Here is a 14,520-nt window from a genome sequence, read left to right as displayed (position 1 = left end):
NAGATCGATCCGAAGTCGATCGGGGTGGGCCAGTACCAGCACGACCTGTCCGAGACGCGGTTGTCGTCGTCCCTCGACGCCGTGGTGGAGGACTGCGTGAACGCCGTGGGGGTGGACGTCAACACCGCGTCGGCGCCGCTACTGACCCGGGTGTCGGGAATCGGCGCGGGCCTCGCCGAGAACCTGGTCCGCCACCGCGACGCCAACGGCCCGTTCCGCACCCGCGAGGCGCTGCGGGAGGTGCCCCGGCTCGGCCNGAAGGCGTTCGAGCAGTGCGCCGGCTTCCTGCGCATCCGCGGCGGGGACGACCCGTTGGACGGCTCCAGCGTGCACCCCGAGTCCTACCCGGTGGTCCGGCGGATCCTCGCGGCCACCGGCAGCGAGCTGAGCACGCTCATCGGCAACGGTGCCGTGCTGCGGTCACTGAAGCCGACCGAGTTCGTCGACGACGCCGTCGGGCTGCCGACGGTGACCGACATCCTCGCCGAGCTGGAGAAGCCGGGACGCGACCCGCGGCCGGCGTTCCGCACGGCGGCGTTCACGGAGGGGATCGAGACCCTCGCGGACCTGGTGCCCGGGATGACGCTGGAGGGCACCGTCACCAACGTGGCCGCCTTCGGCGCCTTCGTCGACATCGGGGTGCACCAGGACGGCCTGGTGCATGTCTCGGCGATGTCGAAGAACTTCGTCAGCGACCCGCGGGAGGTCGCCAAGCCCGGCGACATCGTCACGGTGAAGGTTCTCGACGTCGACATCCCGCGTAAGCGGATCTCGCTGACGCTGCGCCTGGACGACGAGGTCGGGGCGCCGGCGGGCGGCGGCGGGCGCGGTTCGGGGCGCCGCGGCGGCGACGGTAGCGGCGGTAGCGGCGGTAGCGGCGGTAGCGGCGGTAGCGAGCGGCGGGCTCCCGGCGGCGGCGGCACGGGTCGGGAGGGCGCGCGGCGCGGCGAGGCCGGCGGTGAGCGCCGCGACGGCGTCGGTGGCCGTGGCCGGGGCGGCGGCCGCGACGGATCGGCCGGTCGGGGTCCCGGCACGCGCGGCGGTGGCCGCGGCGGGACGGGGGGCTCCGGCGGCGTGGGTTCCGGCGGCGGCGCGGGCGGTGGCCGGGGCGGCGGCGGTGCGGGCGGTGGCCGGGGCGGGCGCGGCGGTGCGCCGGACGGGGCCATCGCCGACGCGCTGCGGCGGGCCGGGATCGTCACCGGCGACCGGATCACCCTCGACGGCTCCGACCGCAAGCGGAGCTGACCCGGCCTGGGGCGCGCCCGCGGGCGCGGGCGCGGCGGTCGGCAGGACCCCGCGGGCGGGTCGGGACGGTGTGGGCACCATCCCGACCCGCCGCGAGTCTGGCGGCAGTTCCGGCTGGCTCGGCCCTCTACTGGTTCGGCGGGATCGCGATGTCGGCGACCTGGGCGTTGCTCGGGAACGAGCCGTGGNCGCGGATCCGCCCGGTCAGCGGATCGATCTCGGCCAGCCGGTAGGTGGTCCCGACCAGCAGGGTCGCGAAGGCCCGGTTGCTGACTGCCCGGCCGTTCGACCGTCGGGTGTAGATGTCGAAGCCGGCGTTGCCGCCGACGGGCACGCCGAACCGCCCCGTCGGGACGAGCTGGCCGGAGTTGGCCGGCGAGTCGACATCCACCTGCCCGAGGGTGGTGTTGATGGTGAACAGGGTGGTCGACGTCGCGGGGTCCAGGTCGTTGTTGGTGTAGGCGGCGCCGGTCAGACCGTTCGCCGCGATGACCGCCGGCGGGTACTTCAGCGGCGTGTCGACGACCGTGGTGCCGATCGGCGGGGTACCGATCGAGTCGTCGAGGTTGTGCCGCAGGTTCTGGCCGGTGTTGCTGATGATGTGCAGTCGGTTGGCCGCCGGGTCGAAGTCGACATCGAAGGCGGTGCCGCTGAGCGCCACCGTCAGGTGCGACACGCGGATCGCGACCGCGTTGGACGTGTTGATCACATAGATGCCGCCGAGGTTGCCGACACCGTAGAGCCGGCTGTTCTGCACCCGGTAGTCGATCCCGATGAGGCTCGTGTCGCCGCCGACGAGGCCGGTGACCCGACCGATCCGCACCAGCCGGGAGGGCGCGTTGACGTCGAAGCGGACCAGGTAACCCGTTGTGGTCAGCCCGACCGCCCGCAGGCCGCCGAACAGTGCCGGGCGCTGTGAAACGGCCGCGGCACCCGCAGCACCCGGGGCTGCGGGAGCGGCGCTCGCCACCCCGGCCAGGCCCGGGATGGCGGCGACGATTCCGGCGGCCAGCGCGGCGGTGAGTGCCGCCGCGCGTGCCGAAGAATGGCTTCTACTCACGAGAGTCTCCTTCCGAACGGTTGATGTGAGGCGGAAGGCCGCGATCCCCGTCACCCCACGTGACCACCACCCGGCCGAAGTAGATGCTTAGAGTTACCTGAAATCAACGATGTGCAGGATCGGCGGTTTGCCGCCAAACCGGGGTGGGTGGCGCCGCCATGGCGACCGAGCGCGGATCGTCGTCGCCCGACCATCACGGCGCGCTCCGTGAGATAACCGAGATGACGCCGATGGTCGACAGGAGGTCATCCCATGCCCACGCGTCGCGCCCCGCAGCCGGGACAGCGTAAGAAGCCGAACATTCTCCGCGAACGCGGGATCACCTACGTCGATTACAAGGACATCGCCCTGCTGCGCCAGTTCATCTCGGACCGGGGCAAGATCCGGGCGCGGCGGATCACCGGGCTGNCCCCCCGCCAGCATCGGGAGGTGACCCGGGCGATCAAGAACGCCCGGGAGATGGCGCTGTTGCCCTACCCTGGCCCCGCCGCGGCCCGGGGCCGCTGAGCACGCCGCACCGCGCCGGGCTGCACTACGCCAGGCCGGAGCTGCACCGCGCCAGGCCGGGCTGCGCTGGACCAGGCCGCGCCCGTCGCCGACAGCGAGCCTTCCAGGTTCTCCCGATGGCCCGAAAGTGCCAACAGTCCGTCCCTGGCTCGGTCCACGCCGGCAGCCGCACCATCACGTCACCGCTAGGCGGGGAATCCGCGAGACGGTGCCGCGGCGCCCCCATATCGACCAGATGCCATCAAATCATCACCAATGAGCCGGGCAAACGGGGCATTCCGGCAAGGCGGCCGGGAATCTAGGCCATTCGCGCATAGGCAGGACCGCCGCCTCTAGCGGAACCGATCCCTTGTCCCCGGATGGTTCCGCGCAGCTCCGGGGACCATTCGGGGACAACAGTGCCCCATCCCTGCCACTAGGGGTCGATCGTCCCGCTCAATGCTGGTTGCTGACCGTCGGCGAGCCGTGAATGCGTGCCTAGGCTGTCCGACATCGCCACCGACCCGGGCCGGCCGCCGCCGGCGGCGGCCTGGGCGCCTCGTCCACAGGCCGGATCGGCGAGGTCCACAGGCGGGACCGGCGAGATCCACAGGCGGGACCGGCGACAAGGCGAGACCGGGGGGTCGAAACCGTGGCAGTCACATACCTGGGTCGACGCACGTCCCACCCCGAACGCACCCACGGCCCACGGCGCGCCCTCGGCGGCCGCCCGGACCGTCCCCGCGTGCTAGCCACCAGCCGCTGACGAGGACCGCCTCATGCCGACACATGCCTTGCCCACCCGCCGTGGTCCCCGCGCCCTGACCGATCAGACGCCTGTCGTCCTGCTGATCGCCGTCCTGGCCGTCGTCGGCGCGGGCGTGTGGGCGAACGTCGCGACCGCCGGCCCGGACCGGCCGCCGGTGATCGTGTCCGCGGTGGTGGCCACCGCCGTCGTGCTGCTCACCGTCGCGCTCGCGCTCGGCCGAGGTCGGGCCGTCCGCCGGTTACGCAGCCAGGTCACCGACCTGGAGAACCGGCTCGCCGGCGCGCAGCTGCAGGTCCAGACGCAGAACACCCGCGCCGCCCAGCTCGCCGACCAGGTCCTGCCCGCGGTGGTGAAGCGGCTGCGTGATGGCGCCTCGCCCGAGGCCGCGCTCGCCGAGATCGCCGAGATCGGTGAGATCGGCGCCGCGGACCCGGAGATTGGCGACGGAAACCGCGAGGCGCGCGAGACACATCGGCGCATCCTGCGAGCGCTGGCGACGGAGATCGGCCGCGGCGAGCGGATGCGCGCCGCCGCGATGTCCGCCTGCGCCAACGCGGCCGGCCGGGTGCAGGCCCTGGCGACGAGCATGCTCGCGGACCTGCGCGAGATGGAGGAGCGCCACGACGAGGAGGTCTTCGGCGACCTGCTCCGTCTGGACCACGCGACCGCGCAGGCGGGCCGACTGGCGGACAGCATCGCGGTGCTGACCGGTGCCCGCACCGGGCGGCGATGGACCAAGCCGATCGTGATGGAGAGCATCCTGCGCGGCGCGGTCGGCCGGATCAGCGCCTACCAGCGGGTCCGCCTNCACTCGACGAGCACGGTCGCGGTCGCCGGCTACGCCGCGGAGGGCGTCATGCACGCCCTCGCCGAGCTGATGGACAACGCGACCAGCTTCTCGCCTCCGTCCGAGGAGGTGCATGTCTACGTGGAGGAGGTCCAGGCCGGCATCGTCGTGACGATCGAGGACGGCGGCCTGGTCATGGGACCCGCCGCGCTGCGCCGCGCCGAGGCCGCGGTCTCGGCGGAGCCGCTGGATCTGACCACGCTGTCCGGCACCCGCCTGGGCCTGGCCGTCGTCGGCGTGCTTGCCCGCAAGCACGGTCTGACGGTGTCGTTCCGGCCGTCCTCGCGCGGCGGCACCGGCGTCGTGGTGATGATCCCCCGCCGGCTCGTCACCCAGCCACGGCCGAACCCCGCCGCAACCGGGCTGCCGGTGGGCGGGATCGTCGAGGCGACCGCGGGCGCCCCGGGCACGGCGAGGCGCGCAGACGCCGGGGCGGCGTCTCGGGGCGCGATCGGCATGCTCGAGCGCCCCGTCTCGGCCGAGCCCGGCTTCGACGGCACCGGCTTCGACGGCACCGGCTTCGACGGCACCGGCTTCAACGGCACCGGCTTCAACGGCACAGAGTTGGCGGGCACAGAGTTGGCGGGCACCGAGTTGGCAGGCACCGACTTCGCGGGCGGTGCCGCGGCGGGGCGACCCGCCGCGCCCGGCACCCCCATCCTGGACAGCCCGACGGGGCCGGTTGCGCGCGCCGATGTTCCCGGCGAGCCGGCCGCGCCGCCGGCGCCCCGCGAGGCGCTGCCGAAACGGCGTCGCGGGGAGACCATGGCGAACGCGGTGGGCCGGCTGCCGGTCCCGCCCGCGCCGGCGCGCACCTCCCCGCCCGCCGACGCCGGTGCCCGCTTCGGCGCCTTCCGCCGCGCGACCCGCGGCGGGCGGACCGACGCGGACGCCTCGAGCACCTCCGACGTGACCGACCGGCCCGACGCGGGTCGCCCGCCGTTGCCACCGCTGCCACCGCTGTCACCGTCACGCACGGAACCGGCGGCGCCACCCCCGCCGCCGTCACCAGCCGAACCGCCCGCGCTGCCCCTGCTGCCGCCATCACTGACCGGACCGACCGCGCTGACCGGACCGACCGCGCTGACCGGACCGACCATGCTGACCGGACCGACCATGCTGCCGGAACCGCCGGAACCGCACCCCGATGCCGGGGGCACCGCCAGCAGTCCGGACACGGGCACGTGGTTCCAGACGCGGGGCGGGACCGACGCCGACGGGTCCATCCCCAGCGGCCACCCCACCAGGCGGAACGGCAACTCCTGATCGCTCCTACGCACGGCCGGAGACAAGCATGAACACGAGAACCCGTGACCTCGACTGGCTGCTGGAGAACCTGTTGGAGCGGACTCCGGGAACCCGACACGCCCTGGTGCTCTCCAAGGACGGGCTCAAGCTCTGCCGCAGTTCCGGGCTCAGCGTGGATCAGGCGGACCAGCTCGCCGCCATCGCCTCCGGTATCCAGAGCCTCTCGCACGGTGCGTCGGTGGAGTTCGGGGATGGCAGCGGAGGCGTGCGGCAGTCCATGACCGAGTTCCACGGCGGGCTGCTGTTCATCATCGAGGCCGGCCAGGGCGCTCACCTCGCCGTCGTGGCGACCGACGATGCCGACGCCGGCGTGATCGGGCACAACATGAACGAGCTGGTCGAGCAGATCGGCGACTACCTCAGCGCCCCGCCGCGCGAGGCCGCCCCCGGGTTCGCGGCCTCGTGATCCGCGAGGCCATCGACGGGGAGAACCCCGACCGGCTCTACACCGTCACCGGCGGGCGCAGCCGCGCCGACGAGAACGCCTTCGACCTCGTCACGCTGATCGTCAGCGAAAGCGACCCGGCGCCAGGCATGCAGTCCGAGCACGCCGCGATCCTGCGGATGTGCCGGACACCGGTCGCCGTCGTGGAGCTCGCCGCCGAGCTGAAGCTGCCGGTGAGCGTGGTGAAGATCCTGCTCTGCGACCTGCTGGATACCGGCCGGATCGCGGCGCGCCATCCCTCGGCCTCCGTCGTCAGGACGCCGTTGCCCCATCCCGAGATCCTGAAGCAGGTGCTCGTTGGACTCAAGAAGCTCTGAGGTCGCCGTCCAGGCCCCACCGCGCTCCCGCGCCCCGCTGGCGAGCACGGTCAACGACGCCCTGAAGATCGTGATCGTCGGGGGGTTCGGCGTCGGCAAGACCACGATGGTCCGCGCGGTCAGCGAGATCCGCCCGCTGAGCACCGAGGAGACGATGACGGGCGCCGGCATCGGCATCGATGACACGGGCGGCGTGCNGGAGAAGACCACGACCACCGTGGCCTTCGACTTCGGCCGGATCAGCCTCAACGAGCGGATGGTGCTCTACCTGTTCGGCGCCCCCGGGCAGGAGCGGTTCTGGTTCCTGTGGGACCGGCTGTTCGCGGGGACGCTCGGCGCGGTCGTCCTGGTCGACACCCGCCGGGTGGCGGACTCCTGGTACGCGATCGACCGGCTGGAACACCACGGGATGCCGTTCATCGTCGCGCGGAACAACTTCGGCGAGCCGGAGCACACGCTGCCGCAGTTGCGCGAGGCGTTGTCTCTGTCCGACGACGTCCCGCTCATCGACTGCGATGCCCGGCACCGCGCGTCGAGCAAGTCGGTGCTGATCGCACTGGTCAACCACCTGTACGCACTGTCCACCGCCCGGGAGACCTCGCCGTGACACCTCCGTCCCACGACCGCGTCGACAACTGGGCTGCGGCGCCGGCCGCCACCGAGCTCGCGGTGCCGGCCCCGGACTTCCCGGACCACCCCGGGGCGGTCCGGTTGTANGGCCCGCGATTCCAGCACAATCCGGCGCAGATGTACCGGGAGATGCGGCGCGTCCACGGCCCCGTCGCGCCGATCCTGCTCGACGGCGACATCCCCGCCTGGCTGGTCCTCGGCTACCGGGAATTGCACTACGTGACGACCAACCCGGAGCTGTACGGTCGCGACCCGCGCCGCTGGAACGCCTGGGACCGCGTCCCGCCGGACTGGCCGCTGCTCCCCGTCGTCGGCTACCAGCCGTACACGATGCACCTGGAGGGCGCCGAGTTCGAGCGCCGCTCCGCGATCATGAACGACGTGCTCGGCGACGTGGACCTGTTCGAGCTGCGGGCGCTGTGCGAACGGACCTGCGACGAGCTGATCGACGGTTTCGCCGGGCGCGGCGAGGCGGACCTCATCGCCGAGTACGCCCAGTCGATGCCGATGCTGCTGATCGGCCGCATGATCGGCATCCCCGAGACCGGCCTGCCCGAGCTGCTCGCGGCGATGAACGCGGCCACGGACGGCTCCGGGCCGGAGGCGGTCGCCGGCCACTCCCGGTTCGTCGCCATCATCAACGCGCTGCTGGCCGACCGACGGGCACGCCCCCGGCCGGACCTCCCGTCCGCGATGCTCGGCCATCCCGGGAAGCTGACCGACGAGGAGGCGTCGTGGGACCTGTTGCTGATCGTCGGAATCGGCCAGCAGCCGATCACCGACTGGATCGGCAACACGCTGCGGCTGATGCTCACCGACAGCCGCTTCGCCGTCACCCTTTCCGGGGGCCGGCGCAGCGTCGGGCAGGCACTCAACGAGGTGCTGTGGGAGGACACGCCGCTGCAGAACATGTCCGGCCGCTGGGCGGTCCGCAGCACCCAGCTCGCCGGCCAGCACATCCAGGCCGGTGACATGCTCGTGCTGAGCTGCGCGGCGGCGAACGGCGACCCGCAGGTGCGGCCGGACTCCTTCGAGGGACCCGGCGGCAACCACGCCCACATGTCCTTCGGCCACGGTGAGCACCGCTGCCCGTATCCCGCGCAGGAGATCGCCGAGACGATCGTGCGGGGCGCCGTCGAGGTGCTGCTCGACCGGCTGCCCGACGCCGTCCTCGCCGTCTCTCCCGACGCGCTGGTCTGGCGTCCGTCACCGTGGATGCGCGGCCTGTCCGCCCTTCCGGTGCACTTCTCGCCGTCCTGACCCGCCGAGCCGAGCTCAGACCTCGCCGGAGCGGGGGGTCAGCGCCCAGGCGAGGGCGAGGTCGGCGACCTCCTCCCAGCCGGCCACGCTGGCCGTCAGATGCGGGCGGCCCGGGAACTCGTGGTACGCCGTGATCGCCCCCGACTTGCGCTGGCGGGTGTACGCCTCCCGGCTCACCNACGCCGGGACGGTGTGGTCGGCGCCGTTGCCGAGGACCAGCAGCGGCGCCCGGTCGGCCTTGGTGAAGTCGACCTTGCTCGGCGCCTTCGGGTTGACGTTCGCGAACGCGGCCTGCCACAGCGGCCGGCCCGGGGTGGGCGCCTGCAGCCGCGCGTACAGCTCGTCCGACTCGGCCCGGCTGACCGTGTTCGCGAACGCGTAGAACCACTGGTCCGCGGTCAGCCCGACCACCCGGCCGCGGGTCGCCGGCTTCGTCAGCACCGGAGCCGACGAGCGCAGCGTGGCCAGCGGCAGCCGCAGCACGCCCTTCACCGGCGCCGGCGAGATCGCCACCCCGGCCGCCCCGAGGCCACGGTCGAGNAGGAGCTGGACGATCAGGCCGCCGAACGAGTGCCCGACGAGGATCGGCGCCTCCGGCAGGGCCTCGACGGCCTTCGCGTAGCTGTTCGTCACCTCGACCAGGCCGACGTGGTTGTCGGCGGTCGGCTCGTTCCGCAACGCCTCGAGGTCTCGATCCATCCCCGGCCATTCCGGGGCGAGACCGGTGTGCCCGCGGGCGGCGAACCGGTCGATCCACGGCTGCCAGCTCGCCGACGTCAGCCACAGCCCGTGGATGAAGACGATCGTGCGCCCCGCACTCGCGGCGTTCGGTTCGGACTGGGCGGCCGGGCTGATGTCGCTCACGTGGGCTCCTCGACGCTCGCGGATGCTCGTCCCCCGACTCGTCCCGGGTGGCGTGTCGCGTCCGGAAAGCAGGAGGTGAGGTCGTAGATCGCCATCATCGACGGAAGCGACGGTCCGGCGCACTGTGACCCGCGTCGCACCAGGATGGCGCCTCGGCCCGGCTCCCCCATGGCCGGCGGCTTCGAGGACCACACCCCACCCGGGTAGGATCGCCCCGCGGGGCCGTTAGCTCAATTGGCAGAGCAGCCGGCTTTTAACCGGCGAGTTCAGGGTTCGAGTCCCTGACGGCCCACCCCGTGACAGGCGTGTTAGCTGCATGGTTAGTAGGTCCCACACACGCGGATCATGACTATTGATCGTTGTGGGCGTCGTGTGGGCGCGCCGCCCGCACTGCACGACGCGGGATGGCGCTCGCCGTGGTTTGAGCAACCTCTCTTCCGGCCGAGCGCAGCAGGTGCGCGTACAGGCGGCCGGTGATCGCAGGGGAGGCATGGCCGAGCCGCTTGGACACGAGGGTGATGTCCACGCCCTCGGCGATCTGGATGCTCGCGCTCCCGTGCCGAAGATCATGAAGACGTTTGCGGGACAGCAGCTTCTCGCCGAGCTCCGTGCCGGTCTCCAGGTCGATCGGCAGCGCCTCTGCGAGGTGTAGCACCGCGCCGGAGCCGCGACGTCGGGTGCAGCCGATCACCGTCACCTGCCCGCACGGCTCCCGATCCCGGTAAACCGTCCATACACCTTCTGGCGCCCGGTACCGCTTGCCGACCGTCAGCGTCTTTGCGCCCCGTTTGGCCGGGCGCACGAGTTGGCAGCACAGCCCCACCCGACGGGCAATCACCTGCATATGGCTCGTGACGTACGCCGGCGAGAGGTGCCTCCCGTCGAGGCGGGTGAAGATCAGTCCGACGAGCTGTACCAATTCCCCGCGCTGGTTAGGCAGGATGCCGTTGTTCCATGCCGGTCCGACCGCGTCGCGCTCGGCATCGCGCTCGAGCTGGCGTGCCGTGATTGATTCGAGCATCATCGGATCGATATCGAGTGGCCGCTTTCCCGACTTCGTCTTGGGTGGCCACACGCCTAGGCGGCCCTGCGACTCGACGATCTGCCGGCAGATCGTCAGCCTCGACGCCTCCGCGTCAACGTCCGTGTCGACCAGCCCACAGGCTTCCCCTCGACGTACCCCGTGAATGGCGATCAGCTCGTACAGGGCGGCCAGGCGGTCGTCAGCGGCCTCGTCCAGGAATCGGCCGACCTCCTCGGGTTCCCACGGTTCAACCTCCTCCTCATCTTGTTCCGGNATCTCCACACCCAAAGCAGGATTCCAGTCAATCAACCGTTCGACCACTGCATCATTGAGCGCGGCTCGCAGCGTCGCGAAGATCTCGAGGATCGTTTTCGGAGCGAGTGGTCGAGACTTTCTCATCGCACCGTTGCCCCCTTCCACGGGAGCGGATCCCTCGACCTCAAGCCGTGCGATCATCTGATCTATGTGGCTCTTCCGGAGACCCTTGAGGGGCAGTTCCCCGAGCAGGGGGCGCAGATAGAGGCGGATGTTACTCTCATAGCCCCCGCGGCTTGTGGGGCGAAGTCGCCGCTTTCCCGCGAGCCAGGCGTCCAGGTACTGACCGACAGTCAACTGGCCGATATGCTGCCGGCCTGCACGGATCTTGACGACTTCCTTCTCGGCGTCCGTCCGTGCGTCTTCTTCGGTGGCGTATCCAGAGCCCCGAATCTGCCCTCGGCCTACCAGCGGCCGCAGATCATCGGGGACTTGGATCCGATACGACCACCTTCCGTGATCTTTCTTCTTGAGCTTGGGGCNGCGTTTTCCGAGCTGACGGCCGTCCGTACCACGGCAGCCACACCTTTTCTCAGTACCAATTTCCACCCTGCAGAGAATCCTTTCAATCCCAGATTGGGGAGCCGACGATCCACCTCACCCTTACAGGTATGGACGCGAATCTTCTGACGCCACACCTAGCACTCCTTCACATGCTCGAAAGGACCGCGGAGTCGTTTGACAGAGAGAACAGCATGAGACGAGGCAGAGAACATAATTCATGGCCGATACGAACTGGAAACCATGACACATCGTCGGCATGGTCGATGGCGACGACCATCAATACAATTGATGCTCTATCGAAATCCCGCGTCAAGCGTCTTCGATGGAGGTCTCGTCGACGGACAGGTGCCGACGAATGAGGGACGTTGGCACCTTGTATCGGCTACCAATCCGGAGAATCTTCACGGGAAACTTCCCGGCTTTAGCGAGCCGGTAGCTTTGNGTGCGACCGATCCCGAGGATTTCGCCGGCGGTGACGAGATCAACGACGGCGGGGAGACGGCGGATGTCCGCGTCGGTCCATTCCTTCAACAGGACCTCCAAAAGGTCCTCGCAGGGCGGGGGTATGGGCGGAGGGAGATGGCGCGGAGTACGCGGCCTGGAGGGCTCAGCCGGGGGACGGTCACGGTCCCTCACGCGGCCGGCGGGCGGCGGGCGCCGAGTAGGGGCTGTGCCGAGGCGGTCCCTGCCGCCGGGTCGTGCGGCGTGCCCGGCGGCAGGGGTGTCAGGGGCTTCGCCAACGAACTGTCAGGGCTTTCGCCAACGAACTGTCAGCCCGGCGCCGGACATCGTCCCCGCGGCGGCGCTGCCTGTTCGCGCAGGTCGCGGCCGCTGTCAGCCGGGTCTGGTAGGGGTGCGCAGCAGGAGGATGTCCTCGTGGGCGATCAGATGGAGGGGGTGGCCGGCGGCGCGGGCGACGCGGATGTTGTGCCGGGCAAAGAACGTCGCGCGGGGGACGAGGGTGCCGTCGGGGCGGACGGCGGCGAGCAGGGCCGCGGCGCGGGCGTGCAGGTGCAGGCCGGTCTCGTCGGCNAGGTCGACCAGGGCGCCGGGGAGGTCGACCAGCGCGCCGGCGTGGCGGAAAGGACGGACCGCGAGCGCGACGATGCCCCCGGGGGAAAGGAGCCGGTGGGCGCTGCGGAGAACGGCGGCGATGCCGTCGAGGAGACCGTCGAGGTCGGTGTTCGCCAGGTTGGCGGGGCTGTCGGAATAGCGGTAGTCGGTTTTGTGGACGCCNTGGCCGGGGGCGAGGGCGATGGTGCCGTGGGTGGCCTGCCCGTAGGGCGGTGAGGTGAGCAGCAGGCTGATCCTGCCGTGATAGTCGGCGGGAATGACCTGCTCGAGGTGGCGGGCGTCGCCGCGGAAAAGCCGGCCGGTTCCGTGGGCGCCTTGCTGGCGGGCGAGGCGCAGGTTGGCGCGGGCGAGGGAGATCCAGCGGGATTCCAGGTCGACCCCGAGGCTGTGCCGGCCGAGGTGCGCGGCTTCGACCAGTGTGGTGCCGATACCGCACATCGGGTCAAGAATGGTGTCGCCGGGCTGGCTGTAGGTGGCGATGAGGTGGCGGGCGAGCGCGGGCAGCATGCGCGCGGGGTGCTGGGTGGAGGTGGGGGTGTAACGGCCGGTGCGCTGGGTGCGGGGGTGTTGCTGGCCGGCGGGAATGAGGCTGTAGGCCCGCCGCGGAGTCGGGTTGGTCGCGGTCAACGGCTGCTCCGAACCGTGGGGCGGGTGAACACGGCGATGTCGGCATGCACGCGCAGCGGTGGCAGCGGCGTGGGCAGGGTCGGGTCGCCGGCTGGATCCCAGTCCGCGGGCGGGGTGAGAAAGCCTGCGGGCAGGGGAATGCGGATGGTGAGGAGATGCTGGGTGTAGGTCAGGCCGGCGCTGCGGGCGGCGGCGACGGTGTCGGTGAGAGGGTCACCGTCGGGAATGGAGGGCGGTAGCCCGATCAGAAGAATGCCGGCCGGTCGTAGCAAGAAGGCCATCTTCTCGTACAGAGCGGCGCGGACGGTGCGGCTGGCGGTGCTCGTGTGCAGGTCGACGATGAGCGCGGCGGCGTCCAGGCGGTGGCCGGTGAGGATGTCCACCTCGGTGGTGGTGTTCACGGTGCGGTGACGTCGGCCGGCGGTAATGCACCGGTCGCCGACCGCGGGCGGGACGCTGGTGGTGGACAGGACCAGGTCACCGCGACGGCTGTAGGCGTCAAGAACACGACCGAGAACATCCTCGGAGNAGGGTTCGTCGTCCTGGGTGCGGGTGGTCCATACGGTGAGAGGGACCGGTTCGCGGCCGGGATCGGTGGTGCCCGATGTGAACGGCACAGCCATGTCTCCTTCGGGGAAAGCAGCGGAGGTTGTCTCGGACCGGCGGCGGGCCGGTGAGAGGCAGTTCCGAGGAAACCCCGAACGTCTGGCTTTTTCCCTGACAGTCCTGACGGAGCCGCTGACACCCCGATTCCGTCACAACCGACGGGGTGACCACAGCGCCTGACAGGTCGCTGGCGGACCGGCTGACATTCCTACGGTGCCAGCGAAGAAAAAAACCGCCCCTCCATACCTCCGTCCCGGGCAGTCCGGCGGGATAACCGCTGGCACGGGCGCCTTTCTGACAGGTCCGGCCGGCCCCCGTCCTGCGTATGACGGAGGCCGCTGTCAGGGATTTCGACAACGGTGTCAGCGGTTTCGCCAGGTGCTTTTGATGTTCTGGTCTCGCACGTTTTCTGACGAACAGCGAGGGAGACCAGTGAACGGATATCCGGCACGCGGAGAATCGACGGCGTTGGATCTCGCCGGCGTCGCTTTCGCGGAGGTAGCCGAACGCGGCCTGTGCGTTCTCGAGGGNCGTGACGTCCACGAGGAGCTGCCGCAGCGTCCGGTGGGAATCGTCGAACTGCAGACGCTTCTCGGTGACACCGCGTTCTCGGCGCGGGCGCGGGCGGCGGTATGGCGGGACATCGCAGAGCGCCAGGACGAGGAAGGCTGGCTGGTCGCGGCGGTGGGGGTCGCGCTACCGATGCTGCGGCACCTCTCCGCCGCGTTGGCCGAAGGCCGCCCCGGTCTGCGGGCGGATCTCGACGGTGAGGTGCTCACCGGTTTCCTGGAGGCGCTGCGGGCCAGCGAGTCGGGCCTCGGGGTGGAACACCGGCTGGTGTGGGGCGGCTACCGCGCCGGGCTGGCCTTCGCGTGCGCGCAGTTCCCCCGGCTGCCGGTGGGGACGTGCGTGCCGGTGGCGGCGGCCTGGCCGCCGCGGCCGTGGGGTGCGGGGCTGCGCTGGCTGCTCGCCCAGTCGGTCCGCGTCGGGGTGCTCAGCGGCGCGGAGGCGAAGCTGGTTCTCTCCGCCCGCCAGGGCGCGACTCCGGCGGTGCTGTCCGCGGCGACGGTGACGCCGGGTGAGGAGTGGGCGCTGCGGCTGTCGGTCGCCCACGAACGGCTGCTGCACGCGGTCCTCGC

At 71.0% G+C, this 14,520-nt stretch carries 11 protein-coding genes, 1 tRNA gene and 9 pseudogenes; 13 read left to right on the top strand and 8 right to left on the bottom strand.

The features are described 5' to 3' along the window. Position 1: 1 nt before the first annotated feature. A pseudogene (locus FF86_RS48495) lies at positions 2–256 on the top strand (helix-hairpin-helix domain-containing protein); the annotation flags it as partial. Between the two features lies 1 nt (position 257). After that, on the top strand, positions 258–1,245 hold a 988-nt coding region (locus FF86_RS48490), incomplete at its 5' end, for a S1 RNA-binding domain-containing protein (RefSeq protein WP_242418761.1). 127 nt (positions 1,246–1,372) lie between these two features. On the opposite strand, the pseudogene FF86_RS62410 reads toward FF86_RS48490, so the two are convergent. Then, positions 1,373–1,433 (bottom strand): annotated as a pseudogene (locus FF86_RS62410) (hypothetical protein); the annotation flags it as partial. A 1-nt stretch (position 1,434) separates the two neighbouring features. After that, on the bottom strand, positions 1,435–2,215 hold a 781-nt coding region (locus tag FF86_RS14340; RefSeq protein ID WP_255355797.1), incomplete at its 3' end, for a DUF4394 domain-containing protein. Between the two features lie 342 nt (positions 2,216–2,557). Here FF86_RS14340 and rpsR point away from each other — a divergent pair. The 9 genes and pseudogenes from rpsR to FF86_RS14310 all read left to right on the top strand — a co-directional run. After that, positions 2,558–2,713: pseudogene (gene rpsR, locus FF86_RS48485) on the top strand (30S ribosomal protein S18); the annotation flags it as partial. 1 nt (position 2,714) lies between these two features. Next, a pseudogene (locus FF86_RS48480) lies at positions 2,715–2,812 on the top strand (30S ribosomal protein S18); the annotation flags it as partial. A gap of 758 nt (positions 2,813–3,570) precedes the next feature. Then, a pseudogene (locus FF86_RS66450) lies at positions 3,571–4,367 on the top strand (ATP-binding protein); the annotation flags it as partial. Between the two features lies 1 nt (position 4,368). Next, positions 4,369–5,673 (top strand): ATP-binding protein (locus FF86_RS48475; RefSeq protein WP_242418760.1); only part of this gene is annotated, 1,305 nt, incomplete at its 5' end. A 28-nt stretch (positions 5,674–5,701) separates the two neighbouring features. Beyond that, entirely contained in the window at positions 5,702–6,121 is a 420-nt protein-coding gene (locus FF86_RS14325; protein ID WP_044885945.1) for a roadblock/LC7 domain-containing protein, read from the top strand. After that, positions 6,118–6,477, top strand: coding sequence for a DUF742 domain-containing protein (locus FF86_RS14320; protein ID WP_044885944.1), 360 nt, complete (start codon positions 6,118–6,120; stop codon positions 6,475–6,477). The genes FF86_RS14325 and FF86_RS14320 overlap by 4 nt, the downstream gene beginning before the upstream one ends. Further along, positions 6,458–6,674 (top strand): annotated as a pseudogene (locus FF86_RS48470) (ATP/GTP-binding protein); the annotation flags it as partial. The gene FF86_RS14320 and the pseudogene FF86_RS48470, both read left to right, overlap by 20 nt. Position 6,675: 1 nt before the next feature. Then, on the top strand, positions 6,676–7,084 hold a 409-nt coding region (locus FF86_RS14315), incomplete at its 5' end, for an ATP/GTP-binding protein (protein ID WP_242418759.1). A gap of 110 nt (positions 7,085–7,194) precedes the next feature. Beyond that, positions 7,195–8,367, top strand: a 1,173-nt coding sequence (locus FF86_RS14310; protein WP_242418758.1) for a cytochrome P450, incomplete at its 5' end; no start/stop codon positions are given. A 15-nt stretch (positions 8,368–8,382) separates the two neighbouring features. Here FF86_RS14310 and FF86_RS48465 read toward each other — a convergent pair. The 3 genes and pseudogenes from FF86_RS48465 to FF86_RS48455 form a co-directional block, all read right to left on the bottom strand. Next, positions 8,383–8,545: pseudogene (locus FF86_RS48465) on the bottom strand (alpha/beta hydrolase); the annotation flags it as partial. A 1-nt stretch (position 8,546) separates the two neighbouring features. Further along, a pseudogene (locus FF86_RS48460) lies at positions 8,547–8,907 on the bottom strand (alpha/beta hydrolase); the annotation flags it as partial. A 1-nt stretch (position 8,908) separates the two neighbouring features. After that, on the bottom strand, positions 8,909–9,231 hold a 323-nt coding region (locus FF86_RS48455; protein WP_242418757.1), incomplete at its 3' end, for an alpha/beta hydrolase. A gap of 219 nt (positions 9,232–9,450) precedes the next feature. Between FF86_RS48455 and FF86_RS14300 the strand changes: the two genes are divergently transcribed. Beyond that, positions 9,451–9,523, top strand: a tRNA-Lys gene (locus tag FF86_RS14300). A gap of 57 nt (positions 9,524–9,580) precedes the next feature. Here FF86_RS14300 and FF86_RS48450 read toward each other — a convergent pair. The 3 genes and pseudogenes from FF86_RS48450 to FF86_RS48440 all read right to left on the bottom strand — a co-directional run. Further along, complete coding sequence (locus FF86_RS48450; RefSeq protein ID WP_242418781.1) at positions 9,581–10,075, bottom strand: tyrosine-type recombinase/integrase; 495 nt, start codon at positions 10,073–10,075, stop codon at positions 9,581–9,583. Positions 10,076–10,529: 454 nt separating this feature from the next. After that, positions 10,530–10,867, bottom strand: a pseudogene (locus FF86_RS48445) (site-specific integrase); the annotation flags it as partial. A 1,444-nt stretch (positions 10,868–12,311) separates the two neighbouring features. Next, positions 12,312–12,775: TRM11 family methyltransferase (locus FF86_RS48440; protein WP_255355794.1), on the bottom strand; the 464-nt coding region annotated here is incomplete at its 3' end. A 1,137-nt stretch (positions 12,776–13,912) separates the two neighbouring features. On the opposite strand from FF86_RS48440, the gene FF86_RS34760 reads away from it, so the two are divergent. After that, on the top strand, positions 13,913–14,520 hold a 608-nt coding region (locus tag FF86_RS34760; protein ID WP_206778950.1), incomplete at both ends, for a hypothetical protein.

Source organism: Frankia sp. CpI1-P (assembly GCF_001421075.1).
Lineage (GTDB): Bacteria > Actinomycetota > Actinomycetes > Frankiales > Frankiaceae > Frankia > Frankia torreyi.
Note: the sequence above shows the minus strand (reverse complement) of the source record. Positions and strands in the feature narration are given on the sequence as shown.

Bases quoted from the DNA above. Each gene is read 5' to 3' on its own strand.
- FF86_RS14325 (WP_044885945.1), top strand. From the start codon at position 5,702: ATGAACACGAGAACCCGTGACCTCGACTGGCTGCTGGAGAACCTGTTG.
- FF86_RS48450 (WP_242418781.1), bottom strand. From the start codon at position 10,075: ATGCAGGTGATTGCCCGTCGGGTGGGGCTGTGCTGCCAACTCGTGCGC.